Annotated in this window: 7 protein-coding genes and 2 tRNA genes; 7 read left to right on the top strand and 2 right to left on the bottom strand. The window is 65.8% G+C overall.

The genetic code is table 11. The annotated features are described in order from the left end of the window. The first annotated feature begins 1 nt into the window (after nt 1). The gene (locus ABD002_RS15900) at nt 2–7,738 is read left to right on the top strand and encodes an ADP-ribosyltransferase-containing protein (RefSeq protein WP_343792821.1); all 7,737 of its coding nucleotides are present in this window, start codon (nt 2–4) and stop codon (nt 7,736–7,738) included. A gap of 67 nt (nt 7,739–7,805) precedes the next feature. Here the strand turns inward: ABD002_RS15900 and ABD002_RS15895 are convergent. Both ABD002_RS15895 and ABD002_RS15890 read right to left on the bottom strand, forming a co-directional pair. Beyond that, nucleotides 7,806–7,882, bottom strand: a tRNA-Asn gene (locus ABD002_RS15895). 41 nt (nt 7,883–7,923) lie between these two features. Next, complete coding sequence (locus tag ABD002_RS15890) at nt 7,924–8,481, bottom strand: GspH/FimT family pseudopilin (RefSeq protein ID WP_343792819.1); 558 nt, start codon at nt 8,479–8,481, stop codon at nt 7,924–7,926. A 179-nt stretch (nt 8,482–8,660) separates the two neighbouring features. Between ABD002_RS15890 and uvrB the strand changes: the two genes are divergently transcribed. From uvrB to infC, 6 genes are all read left to right on the top strand, one after another. Continuing rightward, nucleotides 8,661–10,682 (top strand): excinuclease ABC subunit UvrB, encoded by a 2,022-nt coding sequence (gene uvrB, locus ABD002_RS15885; RefSeq protein ID WP_343792817.1) that lies wholly within the window; start codon nt 8,661–8,663, stop codon nt 10,680–10,682. Nucleotides 10,683–11,019: 337 nt separating this feature from the next. Then, a complete protein-coding gene (locus ABD002_RS15880; protein ID WP_343792815.1) occupies nt 11,020–12,363 on the top strand; it encodes a sensor histidine kinase in 1,344 nt (447 codons plus the stop codon). Then, nucleotides 12,360–13,298, top strand: a complete 939-nt coding sequence (locus ABD002_RS15875; RefSeq protein ID WP_343792813.1) for a response regulator — start codon at nt 12,360–12,362, stop codon at nt 13,296–13,298. The genes ABD002_RS15880 and ABD002_RS15875 overlap by 4 nt, the downstream gene beginning before the upstream one ends. A gap of 82 nt (nt 13,299–13,380) precedes the next feature. Next, nucleotides 13,381–13,455, top strand: a tRNA-Val gene (locus ABD002_RS15870). A 521-nt stretch (nt 13,456–13,976) separates the two neighbouring features. Further along, nucleotides 13,977–15,881, top strand: a complete 1,905-nt coding sequence (thrS, locus tag ABD002_RS15865; protein ID WP_343792811.1) for a threonine--tRNA ligase — start codon at nt 13,977–13,979, stop codon at nt 15,879–15,881. Nucleotides 15,882–16,048: 167 nt separating this feature from the next. Further along, nucleotides 16,049–16,573, top strand: coding sequence for a translation initiation factor IF-3 (infC, locus tag ABD002_RS15860; protein ID WP_343793310.1), 525 nt, complete (start codon nt 16,049–16,051; stop codon nt 16,571–16,573). The last annotated feature ends 10 nt before the right edge of the window (nt 16,574–16,583 follow it).

Below are 16,583 nucleotides of genomic sequence, written 5' to 3'. Positions count from 1 at the left end.
CATGGCCGACAATCCGTTCGATCAGTTCGACGCCTCCGCTACGTCGGCAGCGCCCGTGGCGAGCCCGAATCCCTTCGATCGCTTCGACCCGACGACTGCCAAGCTCACGCGCACGCCGGCCGCGTCGGCAGAGCCCTCCCTCGGACGCTCGGCGATCGACTACGCCAAGGACATCCCGGCCGGACTGCTGAGCGGTACCGGCCAGCTGCTCCGCGGCGTCGGTGGGCTCGCTCAGCGGGCGGTGAATCCAACGCTGGATGCGTTCAACCAGGGTGCCGGGACGAAGGCCGCGCTGCCCAATCTGCTGGATCGCCCGGCAGACGCGCTCCAGAACGCGTCGCAGTCCATCGTCGGCAGTGAAGATCCATCGAACCAGAACGGGGTAGGACACACACTGATCCGCGGGTTTGCGACCACGCTACCGGCCATCGCCGGCGCGGCCGCGACCGATGGAGCACTCGCTCCCGTGGCTGGCGCGGCCTTGTTCGGCGCTCAGGCCGGTGGTCAAGCCCTTGAGGACCAACGCGATCGCATCCGCGCGATGCCAGCGGATGATCTCGCGAAACTGCCCGGCTACCAGGCGAAGATCGCCGGCGGAACCGCGCCCGACGCCGCGCGCGAGCAGCTGGCGCAGGAAGCGGCGCAGGCGGCGTTCCTGCCCGCCGCGGGCGTCGGCGCCGCGTTCGGTGCCATTCCCGGCAGCAAGCCCGTCGAAGGCGCCATCAAGGCGCTGTCGGGCGCTACGCCAACGCTCACACGCAACTTCCTCGCGCGCGCAGCGGTCGACGCTCCCATCTTCGGCGGTCTCAATGCCGGGCAAGAAGCCGCTTCGAATGCCGGTGCGCAATCGGTTACTGGCGAACAAGGCCCGCTGCTACCCAATTCCCTGACGTCCATCGCCGGCGGCGCGCTCCCTGCGCTCGCGTTTGGTGCTGCCGGCGCTCTTCTCCATCGCCGCATTCCGATACCGGAACGGGCGCCTGCGCCGGAACCGCTGGCGCTCGGTCACGAGCCGGACTTCATCGTCGATGCGCAGGGCCGCACCGTCGCGAACAAGGGCGATCAGACACTCGGTCAGCCGGTTCCGGCGGGCGGCCCGGGCATGGATCAGCAAGCGCCCAACGTTCCGCCCCCGCAGCAGGTCGCACCGAAGCAGCTGGGACTGGAACCCGACTTCATCACGGATGCGCAAGGCCGGACGCTCGTCAACAAGGGCGATCGCACGCTTGGGCAGCCGTTCGGCGGCCCCGGCCTCGACCAGCCCGCACCCGTGCGCTATCCCGACGCGCAGCCGGGCACGCTGGCGGATGCCGCAAACACCATCGACGCGAGCCTGCCGAAGGCAGAGGCGTCACGTGGAACCTTGCCGAACGAAGCGCCTGCTGGGCCGGGCACGCTGGCTAGCGCTGCGGACGCCATTCGCGCGCCAGAATCTCCATCCCCGTCGTCGGGGCCGGCACCGGCCGATCAGGATCGATCCCAAGCGAGCGCGCCGCCGCAAGCACCTGAAGCGCATCCGACTGTGCCCGATTCAGCACAGCCTGCGCCTCAAGCTGCAACGGATGTCCGACCGGATAGCGGTCAAGAATCGAAAGCGCTTCAAGAAGGTCCATCTGCGAATGGTACACCCGCAAAAGACAGGCTGCTGAGCCCCGATGAATCGCACGAGCAGGATTTCCAGAGTCGCCTTGAGCGCGTCGCCGGTGCTCGCCACCTCGACCCGGAGACCGTCAGCAGTCTCCGCGACGAACTCCACCGACCGCTCCCGCGCGACCGCACCACGGGCTTCTACGAGGCGAGTCAGCTCGACCCCGCCGCGGAGCGCGCGCAGCAGTGGACCGCTGAGACGGGCAAGCCCGCTGCTTACGTTGAAGCGGACCTGACCAATCTCGCCGGGCTGAACAACCGACTCGGCGCGAGTGGGGCTGACGAGGTCTACCGTGCGGCGACTGAATCCATGCACCAGCGCCTCGCCGACATCGGCGCCGCCGTGACGCCAGTCCGGAAGGGCGGCGATGAGGTGGGGTTCGTGGTGGGCGGCGCCGACGCCAGCGCAATCCACGAGGCGATGAACCAGGCGCGGCAGGACGTGGCCGAGATGGCGGCGGAACGGGGCCTGACCGATCTTCCGCACTCCAAGGCGGATCGCGCGCCCGGCTTCGGCTTTCACTTCGGCGTCGCGGGCATCGAGCCAAACACGCCGCTCAAGGACACGTTTCGCGCTGCGGATCGTCTGGTAGAGTACCGAAAGAACGGAGGCGACTATGAGCACCCCGAACCGACTGGCGAGGCTGGGGCTGAGTCACCTGCAGGACAACCCGCAGGCGCTGCAGCAGAAACTGATGCAGGATCTGGCGAACGACCAGCTGGCGTACCGGAGCGCGGTGCAGGCGACCGCGCCGTCACCGACCGATCCGCAGACGACCGCGCCGCAGCCGACCGCGGATCCGGTAGCGAGCCAGGTGCAGGCGATGCTGAACCGCGTCAGCCAGAGCGCGCCGAAGCCGGGCAACCCGGCGCCGGGAACGATTCCGCCGCCGCAGCAGTAGAGTCGCCGGCCGACACCGGCCGATCCGGAGCGCTGCCGCTTGACGTCGACCCGCGCGAACATCCGGAAACCTTCGGCCTGCCGCCGCTGCCGGTCAAGCGCGGCCGCACCTTCGGCCCCGGCCACTTCAACGAGCATTGGCACGATCTGCTCGACTTCGCGGCGCTGCACGGCGGACTGAATCGCGCCGCGTTCGAGAAGCAGGGCGTCAGCGCAGACGCCTGGAACACGCGACGCGCGCAGTCCCAGAACCAGCGCTTCTTCGGTAAACCGCTGTTCCGCAAAGAAGGCGGCATGACGCCGGATGCGCTGCGTGAGGCGATGGTCGAGCGCGGGTTTCTGCCCCCCGACAGCGCTGACGGTGTGCCGAGCAGCGAGGCCAACGACGCCGTCGACCGTGTGATGGCATCGCTCAATCAGGACAAGAAGTTCTACACCGAGCGCGGGCAGGAGACGCAGGGCCGCATCGCCGGCATCGAGCACATGCAGCGCGAGCAGGAGCACGACGAACGGCTGGCGCGCGAACTCGGCTACCGCGATGCCGAAGCGATGCACGATGCCATCGCGCACGGCGAGGCACTGCGGGAGGCGAAGGAATCGCCGCTGCTGGTGTCGGCCAAGCGCGACGGCGGGACGACGAGCGGCAGCACGCGTGTCGACGTCGAGAATTGGACGCGCGAGGTTCGTGCTAAGTGGGGCGACAACGCACCGCCCATCAAGGTGTGGCAGCGCCACGCGGATGCACCCGCAGAAATCCGCAATGCGGAGGGATTCGGTACCGACATCGAAGGCGCCGTGCACCGCGGCACGATCCACCTGTTCGCCGATGCGCTGCCGAACAAGACCCGTGCGCTGCAGGTGCTGGCGCATGAGGCGGTCGGGCACTACGGCGTCGAGCGCATCGTCGGCAAGGAGAAGTGGGGTCAGTTCGTCGCGGACGTGAACGCGCTGCGCGAGCGCGGCCACGCGTCGGAAGCGATGCGCAAGGTCTTTGCCGAGGTCGACAAGCGTTATCCGAACGCGGACCCCACCACGCGCGCCGCGGAGACGGTGGCGGTCATGGCTGAGCGGGGCGTGCGCAACGCGCTGTCGGATCGCATCGTCACGGCCGTCAAGCAGTTCCTGCGGTCGATCGGCTTCGACGTGAAGCTCAGCGAGGCGGACCTGCGGCAGCTGCTGGTCAAGTCAGACACCTATCTCAAGGGCCAGAAGACGGCGGACCTGCGGCGCGCGTTCGTGCAGCGCATGGCGTTCTCGAAAGGCGACCGCGCTAGCGGCGACTTGTTCGGCGACGCGACCGCACGCGAGCACGTCGACGCGGCGGTGCGCGCCAAGGATGCCGAACTGACGGGCGCCGGCCAGCGCGCCGTGCCGATGCGCGAAGGCGACGGCGAACTGTTCGCCGGGCAGCGTCCCGAGCAGGCGCTTATGCCGGAGGCCAAGCCGGTCAGCGAAGCGCCTGCGTTCTCACGCGTTGAGGAAGCCGGCCTGAACGGTGCCGAGGCGCGCATGCCCGATCGCATCGCCGCGGCGGCCAAGGCCTGGCGCGAGAAGGGCACCGAATCGCCGTTCTTTCAGCGCTTCTTCGGCGCCAGCAAGGTCGTTGACGGTGAGGGCAAGCCGCAGGTCGTCTATCACGGCACCGGCGAAGAGTTCCACGTGTTCGATTCGCAACACGCCGGCACGGCGACGGAGCATTCCACCACACCGCTTGGCCACTTCTTCACCGAGGATCGCAAGCTCGCCGATCGCTACGCGGAGAAAGCGGCCGATGGCCGTCCCGCAGATGAGCGCGTGGTCGACGCCTATCTGGCTGTCAAGAAGCCGTATGCGATGACGCTGGAACAGGCGCATGCGATCGACGATCCGGCGCAGGCGCGCGCACTGCGCGCGAAGCTGGAGCGGGAAGGATACGACGGCATCCGCATCAAGGATGCCAAGACCTGGATCGCGTTCAAGCCGGAGCAGATCAAGTCGGCTGGCGAGAACCGCGGCACGTTCGAGAGCAACAATCCGGATATCCGATTCTCAAGGGCCGTGCAGAAACCATTCGCTGATCAGGTGCGAGAGCGTCTTGCGTCAGGCGATGCGCGTGGCGAGATGCTAGAGATGGGCCGTACTCCTGCGGTACTGCGGATGCTGGGGCTGCGCGACCTGTCGATGCGAATGCCGCCGTCCGTATTGTTCAAACTGGCGACCGGCAAAGGCGGAAGTCGACCTGCGCTCACGGAGCGGCAGATTGCACGTCTTCCAGAAACGCTGGATGAGCCGGTTGCCATCTTCGATTCCGCGACCAAGGACAAGTCGTTGGTCGTGGTCACGACGCAGAAAGATGCGAACGGGCATCCCATCGTCGCCACTATTCATCCAGATGGAAAGCAAGCACATGTGGAAGTACATGTGCTGACGAGCGCTTATGGAAAAGAAGGTGACACATGGGCGGCGGATCAGGTTGCCGCTGGCCGGCTGCGATACGCAGACAAAGAAAAGGCCCCTAGTTTCCTGGGATCAGACGATGCGCTGAATCGCACCGTGGAACCAGGAAGCCAAGAGCCTCAGGAACAAACTCTACGCACTTCGGATGACCTTCGCAACTTCCGCCGTGATCAGCGGAACGCTGCATTGGATAGTTCGCCGAAGTTCTCCCGTGCCGCCACCGCCGACGAGATGCCGGTCGAGGATCAGCCGCGGGAAAAGGCCGCGGAACCGGCGTCACCACGAGCCCCGGGTGAATCAAAGGCGCAGTACCGCGATCGCTTGTCCGGTCAGGACCGCGAGGCGATCAAGGCCGCGACCACCGAAGCGCTGCGCCAGCGCGACATCGGCCGTGGTGGCCTGCGCAATATGTGGGCGAAACTGGAGCGCGACCGCGGCACCGCCAGCGCGGCGTTCGATTCGGCGCGCGAAGGATTCGACAAGCAGCCAGAAACCGATAACCTGCGCAGCATCAACGAGTGGGAGACCGGGCGCGAGGTCAAGGATCCGGATGCCCGGGCATTCTTCAACGACATGCAGCAGGCGTTCAATCAGCGCATCGCGAAGATTCGTGACCTCGCGCCGGGCGCGCTCGAGCACGTCATCCAGAACTACTTCCCGCACCTGTGGGAAGACCCGACCAAGGCGAAGTCGTTCTATGCCTCCGTCGCCGCGAAACGGCCGCTGGAGGGCAACAAGGCGTTCCTGAAGCAACGCTACTGGGGCACGATCGCCGAAGGCATGGACAGCGGTCTGAAACCGATCTCGACGAACCCGGTCGACCTGGCGCTGGCCAAGCTCGACCAGATGGACAAGTTCATCGCGATGCGCGAGTTCAGCAAGGAACTGCAGGACCGTCATTGGTCGCTGAAGCTGGCCGCTGGCGAGCGGCCGCCGGAAGGGTTCGCGCGCGTCGACGATCCTGCGTTCCAGATCGCCGGCGGCCTGCAGGGCTCCTATGCCGTGCCGACGCTGATCGCGAAGGACATCAACAACTACCTCGCGCCCGGCCTGCAGCAGTTCGGGGCATGGCGCAACTTCCGCTACGCACAAAATCTGCTGCTGTCCGCGCGACTCGGACTCTCCGCATTCCATGCGGGCTTCACGACAACGGACACACTGGTGTCGCATCTTGATGTCGCCATGCGCAAGGCGCTCGAAGGCGACGTGGGTGGCGCGCTCGGCATGCTCGGCAAGGCCATCGTATCGCCGATCCATTCGCCGATCGAAGGCATGAAGCTGCTCAAGCAGTTCTATGGCGAAGCGGCAGCGGACCCGAACACCGCGGCAATCCTGTCAGCCCTGCAGCAAGGCGGCGCGCGCGGGCGCATGCACGCAACCGACATCAATAATTCGTGGGACACGTTGCGCAAATCGATCCGCATGGGCGACATGAAGGGCACGGCGCTGAATGCGCTGCCCGGCCTTCTGGAAGGCGCCATGCGGCCGATCGCGCACTACCTGGTGCCGGCGCAGAAGATGGCCGCGCGCGCGCTGTTGGCGAAGTTCGAGCTCGATCGCGTGGCGCAGCAGCTCGGCAAGCAGAAGGGCGACTACGCCGGCATCGTGCAGGCGATGAACCCGGACGCGCTGCGTCAGATCATGGGCAAGGTGGTCGACCAGGTCGATGACCGTCTCGGCCAGATGGCGTACGACAACCTATTCTGGAACCGCACGGTCAAGGACATCGCGCAGGCGTCGATCCAGTCGGTCGGCTGGAACGTGGGTACGGGCAACGTGATCTTCGGCGGCCTCAAGGATGCCCAGCGCCTGTTCGATCCGGAGAAGCTGGTTGCGCCGCTGGACAAGGCCGGTACGATCACCGATGCCACGATGGCGCGCGTCACCGGACGGCTGTCCTACCTGATCGCGCTGAACGCCGGCATCGGCGCGCTGGGTGCGGCCACGCAGTACCTGTTGACCGGTCAGGCACCGGCCGAACTCAAGGACTACTTCTTCCCGAAGACGGGCCGGCAGAATCCCGACGGCTCCGAGGAGCGCATCAGTTTCCCGTCGTACGTGAAGGATGAGTTCGGGTTCGCCACGCATCCGGTCACGACCATCGAACACAAGCTGCACCCGTCGTTCTCGATGATCGCCGAACTCCTGAACAACAAGGACTTCTACGGCACCGAGATCGTCAATCCGGATGATCCGTGGACCAAGGCGGCCGGGCAGGTGGCCGACTATCTCGGTCGCAGCGTCGAGCCGTACGCGTTCCAGAACCGGGCCCATATCGAACAGGCGGGTGGCGGCCTCGCGCAGCAGGCGCTGCCGTTCGTTGGCATCACGCCCGCGCCGAGCGATATCAACCGGTCCACGTTCCAGGCATTCGTCAGCGACAAGGCGCACGACAAGATGCCCAGTGGTGCGCGGACTCCGGAAGAGTCCGATCGTCTGCAACGCGTCTACGCGGCCGAGGACGCCTTGCGCGCCGGCAAGCAGCCGGATACGACAGACATGTCAGCCGCGGATATCACGCAGGCGCGCAAGGGCGCGCGCAAGGATCCGTACGTGACCAAGTTCCAGCGGCTCTCGCTCGAGGACAAGCTGCGCGCGTACGATCAGGCGACGCCAGCGGAACGGCAGAAGTATCAGCTCGCGGAGCACATCAAGAACACCGCGCACGCGATCGACCAGTTGCCGGAAGATGAGCGCCAGGGTGTTCGCCAGCACCTGCAGCAGGTGCGATCAGGGGCGTCGCCGGCCCCCTGATTTGTACGTGGGATTGTACGTGGCCGGGAAATTTCACCGGCTGAGTATGCGCAAGTGCTTGAAAAGATGGCGCCCGAAGTTGGACTCGAACCAACGACCCCCTGATTAACAGTCAAGTGCTCTAACCAGCTGAGCTATTCGGGCGAGCCGCGTATTGTCTTTTCGTCGGCCGCCTACGTCAAGCCTCACCCCGCGGTGCGCAGGCAGGCCGCGGCCGCGTCCGGTTTGGCAGTGGCCCTGCGGATACGGCCGGCCCGGTTGATGACCAGCGAAGTTGCGGCGGCCGCGCCGGCGGCACGGTCGCAGAGTGTCAGCGTGAGATTCGTGCCGGAGACGGTGCCGTCCGGCTGATAGTCGACGCGCAGGCGGCCTGTCGTGCTGAGGATCGCGACGCCGGGCGGCTGTGCCTGCATAACGCTGATTATGGGCTCGTCAGCCGAGCGGGCGCCGTCGTGATCGAGGTCCGTGAACACCAGCCAGCCATGCTGCCATTGCGTGGTGCGACTGCACTGCTCACCGTCCTCGCTCGGGCAGACGACGACATGAACGCCGCGGTCGACCGCCAGCAGGCGCGCCTGGTTCAACGCGGTGTCGAGTGCGCTGCGCGCGGTCTGGCCACGCGTGCGGCCGATCAGCTTGCCGTAGGCCGGTGCGGCGATCGCGAGCAGGACCGCGAGGATCGCGATGCCCATCAGGAGTTCGATCAACGTGAATCCACGGGTGCGGGCGACGTTCTTGCGCATGGCGAAGGCTCCGGTTGACGACCAGGCCATGCTAGGAATTCGCGCTTCCGCGGACGATGGCGGGACGATGTCTCGCCTTGTAGGAATTTGGCCGACGCGCGTGCCAGAAGTGCAGTGTGGCTTCGTCCGAAGCCGCCGCGCGGCACGCTCTATAATCGGCGGCTTGCATGGAGTCATCGATGTCCGACCGTTTCCAGCTCGTATCCCCGTTCAAGCCGTCCGGCGACCAGCCGGCCGCAATCGAGCGCCTAACCAATGGTTTCGAGGCCGGACTCGCCCAGCAGACCCTGCTCGGCGTGACCGGCTCGGGCAAGACCTTCACGATCGCGAACGTGGTCGAGCGCATCCAGAAGCCGACCATCGTGATGGCGCCGAACAAGACGCTCGCGGCGCAGCTCTACGGCGAGTTCAAGGAGTTCTTCCCGCACAACGCGGTCGAATATTTCGTCAGCTACTACGACTACTACCAGCCCGAGGCGTACGTGCCGGGCAGCGACACCTATATCGAGAAGGACGCCTCGATCAACGAGCACATCGAGCAGATGCGCCTGGCGGCGACCAAGGCGCTGCTGTCGCGCTCGGACGCCTTGATCGTGGCGACGGTATCGGCGATCTACGGCCTCGGCGATCCGCAGGATTACCTGTCGATGCGACTGATCCTGTCGCGCGGCGAGCACATGGACCAGCGCCAGCTGATCCGGCACCTGACCGAGTTGCAGTACACGCGCGGCGACATGGAGTTGCGTCGCGGCAGCTACCGGGTGCGCGGCGAGGTCATCGACGTGTTTCCGGCCGAGTCGGAGACCGAGGCGCTGCGCATCGAGCTGTTCGACGGCGACGTCGAGAATCTTTCGCTGTTCGACCCGCTGACCGGCGCGACCTTGCGCAAGGTCCCGCGCTTCACGGTCTATCCCAAGACGCACTACGCGACCACGCGGCAGAGCGTGCTGAACGCGATCGAGACGATCAAGCTGGAGCTCAAGGACCGCCTCGAGTATCTATACAAGGCGAACAAGCTGGTCGAGGCGCAGCGCCTGGAGCAGCGCACGCGCTTCGATGTCGAGATGATGGCCGAGGTCGGCTACTGCAACGGCATCGAGAACTACTCGCGGCACCTGACCCGGCGCCAGCCCGGCGAGCCGCCGCCGACGCTGTTCGACTACCTGCCGCCGGACGCGCTGCTGGTCGTGGACGAATCGCACGTGACGATTCCGCAGCTCGGTGCGATGTACAAGGGCGACCGTTCGCGCAAGGAGACCCTGGTCGAGTTCGGCTTCCGCCTGCCATCCGCGCTGGACAACCGCCCGTTGAAGTTCGATGAGTGGGAACAGCGCGCGCCACGCTCGGTATTCGTGTCGGCCACGCCAGGACCGTACGAGATCGGCAAGTCGCAGGGCAATATCACCGAACTCGTGGTGCGCCCGACCGGCCTGATCGATCCGGTCGTCGAGGTGCGCCCGGCGCGCACCCAGGTCGACGATCTGCTCTCCGAGGCGAATGCGCGCATCGCGCTGGGCGACCGCGTGCTGGTCACCACGCTGACCAAGCGCATGGCCGAGAACCTGACCGACTATCTGGCGGAGCACGGCATCCGCGTGCGCTATCTGCACTCGGACATCGAGACGGTCGAGCGGGTCGAGATCATCCGGGATCTGCGCCTCGGCAAGTTCGACGTGCTGGTCGGCATCAACCTGTTGCGCGAGGGCCTGGACATGCCGGAGGTCTCGCTGGTCGCGATCCTGGATGCGGACAAGGAAGGCTTCCTGCGCTCGACCGGCTCGCTGATCCAGACCATCGGTCGCTCCGCGCGCAACCTGCGTGGCACCGCGATCCTGTACGCCGATCGCATCACGCGCTCGATGCAGGCCGCGATCGACGAGACCGACCGCCGTCGCGCCAAGCAGGTCGAATACAACGAGGAGCACGGGATCACGCCAAAGTCGATCGTGCGCAAGATCACCGACATCATGGAAGGCGCGCGCTTCGATGCAGCATCGGAACCGACGCGCGGCCGCGGTGGCGCGCGCAAGGTCGCCGAAACCGCACCGGACTACCACTTGCTGACGCCGGAACAGATCGCCGCGAAGATTCGCCAGCTCGAGGCGCAGATGTACAAGCACGCGCAGGACCTCGAGTTCGAGGACGCCGCGCGCCTGCGCGACGAGATCCATCGCGTCCGCGAGCAGGGATTGATCGGCTGAGGCGCGGGAGCGGCTTCAGCCGATGCGCTGAAGGAGCATCGCGCCTGTAGGAGCGGCTTCAGCCGCGATGCTTTTCTGCCACGAATTGCATTGATCCTCGGAGCATCGCGGCTGAAGCTGTGCCTACGAAATCCATCCATCCGTTCGTCCTGAGGTATCGAAGGACGAACGGATGCCGCGCCATCCGCGCCTCGTTGGCGAAGGCAGCCCGTTTCTCGCTTGGTGACGACGCGCTTTTGAGATCGGCGTCACATGTTTGTCGCCAACGCCAGCTAGGCTGCGCTGCCTCGGGCAATCCGTCACCATTCGCGCGTGGCGGCCCGCTTTCGAAGTTCCGATGCCGATGAATCAAGCGCTGCCGTTGCAGGCGACCGCGCCGATCCTTGCCGGCGCACCGAGCGATCTGGGGCTGCTTTTGCTGGCGACCACGCCGGTCGCGCCGGACACCAGCGTGCTCGATGTCGCACAGCTCTTCCTGCAGCCGGCGCACGCGGGCCTGCTGAGCCTGCCGATCGTCGCGGCGGGCTCCAAGCCGGTCGGCATGATCAGCCGCTACGAACTGATGCGCATCTTCCTGATGCCGTACGGCCGCGAGCTGTATGGCCGCCGCCCGATCACCACGTTGATGAACGCGGCGCCGCTGGTGCTGCCGGTGGCAACGCCGATCGAGGAGGCGGCGCGTGCTGTCGCCACGCATATCAAGAGCCCGATCACCGACGACTTCATCCTGGTCGACGACAACGGTTACGCCGGCACCGGCCTCGTGCTCGATGTGTTGCGCGCGGTCGAGGATCGCCTCGCCCAGCACTCGGTCGAACTCGAGCGTGCCTACGCGCGCGTGAAGTCCTCGCAGTTGCAGCTGGTGCAGTCCGAGAAGATGGCCTCGCTCGGCCAGATGGTCGCGGGCCTGGTGCACGAGATCAACACGCCGCTCGGCTACGTGCGCAACAACGTCGAGATGACGCGCGCCGCGCTCGCTGATGCGGCGCGGCTGGTTGTCGCCCAGGAGGCAGTGATCGGCGCGCTGACCGGCGAAACGGAGCCGGGCACGGATCTCGATGCGCGGTTCGATGAAATTGCGGATCTGCGCGTGCGTGTCGACGGCACGGCGCTGGAGGATCTGTGCGGGCTGCTCGACGACACCGTGCACGGCGTCGGGCAGATCGGCGACCTCGTCGTCAACCTCAAGGATTTCAGCCGCCTGGACCAGGCCGGCATGCAGAAGGCCGACGTCAACCGGCTCGTCGAGAGCGCGCTGAAGATCGTCCAGCACATCCTGCGCAAGCGCGGCGTCACGGCGGCTTTCGAAGCAGGCGAGCTGCCGGAGATCGACTGCGCGCCAGCGCAGATCAACCAGGTGCTGCTCAACCTGCTCAGCAACGCGGCGCAGGCGATCGAGCACGATGGCGGGCGCATCGTCGTGCGCACGCAGGCGCTCGATCGGCGCGTGCTGGTGGTCATCGAGGACAACGGCAAGGGCATCGCAGCCGCGGACTTGCCGCGCATTTTCGATCCGTTCTTCACGACCAAGCCGATCGGGCAGGGCACCGGCATGGGACTGGCGATCTCGCACCAGATCATCGAGCAGCACGGCGGCGTGATCCGCGCGACCTCGAAGCCGGGCGTCGGCACGCGCTTCCTGGTCGTGCTGCCGATCGCTGCGCGCGGAGACAAGCCATGAGCGCTGTGCTGCCGCGCGTGCTGTTCGTCGACGACGAGGAGCGCATCCTGCGCTCGCTGCGCATGCTGTTCCGCGGCCGCTGCGAGATCCTCGCCACGACTTCGGGTCGCGAGGCGATCGAATGGGTGCGCCAGCAGCCGGTGCATGTCGTGGTCAGCGACCAGCGCATGCCCGAAATCAGCGGCGTCGCAGTCCTGCGCGCGGTCGCCGAACATTCGCCGGCGACGATGCGCATCCTGCTGACCGGCTATGCCGACATGGATGCCGTGACGGCATCGGTGAACGATGGCGAGATCTACCGCTTCATCGAGAAGCCGTGGAACGCGCAGTACCTGATCGAAACCGTCGAGCAGGCCGCGCGCATCGCGATGCGCGAGTTCGCCGCGGCGGCTGCGGCGCCGATCGCGATGCCGAACAGGCCGGCGCTGGACGCGATCGCCGCGCGCATCGTCGTTCTCGACGATGCCGGAGCGGTCGCGAGCCAGGTTCGTGAATTGCTGCCGATGGCGGTCCGGGTCGATCACGCCGTGCATCTGGAGGACGCGCTGGAACTGCTGGCCGAACACGAGGTCGCGGTCGTCGTCGCGCAATTGTCGAGCGCCGGTGGCGACGTGGCGGATGCGCTCAAGCAGCTCAAGCGGCTGCGGCCGGCAACGCTGGCCATAGTGGTATCGCCGCTGCGCGACAGCCGGCTGGTGATCGGCCTGATCAACGAGGGCCAGATCTTCCGCTTCCTGCTGCAACCGCCGCCGCGCGAGTTGCTGCGCCGCGGTCTGATCGCGGCGCTGGAGCGACATGCGGAGCTGCGCGCGACCTCGAGCCTGCTGCATCGGCACGAGGTCGAGGCACCGCGTTCGGAGGCGCCGACCATGCCGGGCCGACTGCTGCAGGTCTGGCGCCGCATCCGCGAGGCCGCAGGCGCCCGCGTTGCCTGATGCGGGGGCACGTGGCGGTTGTCGCGCCGCGGAGGCTGTGCTACCTTGCGCGCCCTTCGCAGCCGGGCACGGCGGCGAATGTGGGCGGTTAGCTCAGCGGTAGAGCACTACCTTGACATGGTAGGGGTCACAAGTTCGATCCTTGTACCGCCCACCACCTTGATACGAAACAACGGCGCGACTCCATGGAGTCGCGCCGTTTTCGTTTCCGCGAGGGTTTCGCCGTGCCATGTCGGTTTCGTCGCCAAGCAGGGATCGATCCGCCGAGCGTCGACATTTGCACCAGCCCGCCACGGCGCGTCTGGAGAACCTCGGCGACCGGCGCTATCGCGAGCACGGCTCCGAAGTCGACGAGGTCGGCCGCAGTGCAACGCTGAGCCTGGATTGGCGCTTCTGAACCTGGGTGCGGCCGCCGTTGACAGGCTGCCGTAGCTGCACTAGCGTTTGTCGCCGCGGTGCAGCAGGCGCCGCGGAAGAGACACAGGTGGCCCGCGGGTAATCGCCGGTCGAGGGTGTGACATGAGCACGCGAACTTTCTACCGCTGAATTCCCCGCGCAGAGTCGCCACCGAAAAAGGGCGCCTGGCGCCCTTTATTTTTGTCCGTGGCTCCTGTCGTCGTCGTGACGGCCGAGCCAGACCGGCCATTTCGGGCCGGACTTCCCGGAAAGATTGCCTCAATGATCAATATCACGCTTCCTGACGGCAGCAAGAAACAGTTCGATCACGCACCGACCGTGCAGGACGTCGCCGCCTCGATCGGCGCAGGGCTCGCCAAGGCCGCGTTGGCCGGCAATGTCGACGGCCAGCTGGTCGACACCAGTCGCCCGATCGACCACGACGCTACGCTCTCGATCATCACCGAGAAAAGTCCCGAGGCGGTCGAGATCATCCGCCATTCGTCCGCGCACCTGCTTGCGCAGGCGGTGCAGCGCCTGTTCCCGAAGGCACAGGTCACGATCGGTCCGGTGATCGAGAACGGCTTCTACTACGACTTCGCGTTCGAGCGCCAGTTCACGACCGAGGATCTCGCCGCGATCGAGGCCGAGATGAAGAAGATCGCGGCCGAGGCGCTGCCGGTGTCGCGCTCGGTGATGGCGCGCGATGAGGCCGTGAAGTACTTCCGCGCCAAGGGCGAGGAGTACAAGGCGCAGATCATCGAGAGCATCCCGGCCAACGAGGAGCTGTCGCTGTACACGCAGGGCGAGTTCACGGATTTGTGCCGCGGCCCGCACGTGCCGAACACGAGTCGCCTCAAGACCTTCAAGCTGATGAAGGTCGCCGGTGCGTACTGGCGCGGCGATTCCAACAACGCGATGCTGTCGCGCATCTACGGCACGGCCTGGCTCAACGACAAGGACCTCGCCGCGTATCTGCATCAGCTCGAAGAGGCCGAGAAGCGCGACCACCGCAAGATCGGCAAGGCGCTGGATCTGTTCCACCAGCAGGAAGAAAGCCCCGGCATGGTGTTCTGGCACCCGAAGGGCTGGGCGGTCTGGCAGCAGGTGGAGCAGTACATGCGCGGCGTCTACAAGCGCAGCGGCTATCAGGAAGTGCGTTGCCCGATGGTGCTGGACGTTTCGCTGTGGAAGAAGTCCGGCCACTGGGACAACTATGCGGAGAACATGTTCTTCACGGAGTCGGAGAAGCACACCTACGCGCTGAAACCGATGAACTGCCCGGGTCACGTGCAGATCTTCAACACCGGCCTGCACAGCTATCGCGAGTTGCCGATCCGCTACGGCGAGTTCGGCGGCTGCCATCGCAACGAGCCGTCCGGTGCGTTGCACGGCATCATGCGCGTGCGCGCGTTCACCCAGGACGACGGCCACATTTTCTGCACGGAAGACCAGGTCGAGGCGGAAGTCACCGCGTTCCATCTGCAGGCGATGAAGGTTTACGCCGATTTCGGCTTCACCGATCTGGCGATCAAGCTGGCATTGCGGCCGGACAAGCGCATCGGTTCCGACGAGTTCTGGGATCGCACCGAGGAAATGCTGCGCCGCGCGTTGCGCGCAGCCGGCGTCGAATGGGAGGAGTTGCCGGGCGAGGGCGCGTTCTATGCGCCGAAGATCGAGTACCACCTGAAGGACTCGATCGGCCGTGCCTGGCAGGTCGGTACCATGCAGGTGGATTTCATGATGCCGGAGCGCCTGGGCGCCGAATACGTGGACGAGCACTCGCAGCGCCGGCGGCCGGTTATGCTGCATCGCGCCATCGTCGGATCGATGGAACGCTTCATCGGCATCCTGATCGAGCACCATGCCGGCCTGCTGCCGGCCTGGCTGGCGCCGGTGCAGGCCGTGGTCATGAATATTACCGACGCGCAGGCCGATTACGTGGCTGAAACCGCGCAAGCCCTTGTCGCGCAAGGTTTCCGGGTCGAGGCGGATTTGCGTAACGAGAAGATTGGCTATAAAATCCGCGCGCATACGCTGGACAAGGTTCCCTATCTGCTCGTCGTGGGCGACCGCGAGAGAGATGCGGGAGCCGTTGCCGTGCGTACTCGCGCGGGTGAGGATCTGGGGTCGATGCCGGTCGCCAGCTTCGTCGAGCGCTTGAAATCCGAGAGCGAACGGGCCTGATCCGGCGTTCCGGGAGCGCGATCCACGGATGGATCGCACGCGAATCAATCGCCTTGGTGATTGATTCGGCGGAAGCGAGTCCGGACTTGTACCGGACTCGCTGAGCTGAAAAGGGCAGGACAGCCCTTTTTCAGCATCCTGCTAATTCCCCCTTGGAGGATTGACGTATCGCCACCGACAACAAAGCGAACCGCAGGAATCTGGAAATCCGAGTTCCGCGAGTACGCGTAATCGGCGCCGAAGGAGAGCAGGTCGGCATCCTGTCGCGCGACGAGGCGCTGGCCATGGCCCAGGAAGCGGGTCTGGACCTGGTCGAGATCCAGCCGAACGGCGATCCGCCGGTGTGCCGGATCATGGATTTCGGCAAGTTCAAGTTCGAGACGCAGAAGAAGGCGCACGCGGCGCGCAAGAAGACCAAGCAGGTCGAGATCAAGGAACTGAAGTTCCGCCCGACCACGGACGTCGGCGATTACGCGATCAAGATGCGCAACCTGCGGCGCTTCCTGGAGGAAGGCGACAAGGTCAAGATCACGATCCGCTTCCGCGGTCGCGAGATGGCCCATCAGGAACTCGGCGACGCGATGGTCAAGAAGATCGCGGCCGACATCACCGAGGAAGCGGTGATCGAGCAGTACCCGAGGATGGAAGGGCGCCTGATGGTCATGATGATCGCGCCGAAGAAGAAGCAGTAGCAGGGCTTTT

The organism is Dokdonella soli (assembly GCF_039523175.1).
Taxonomy (GTDB): Bacteria; Pseudomonadota; Gammaproteobacteria; order Xanthomonadales; family Rhodanobacteraceae; genus Dokdonella_A; species Dokdonella_A soli.
This window is presented reverse-complemented; position numbering and strand designations above follow the sequence as displayed.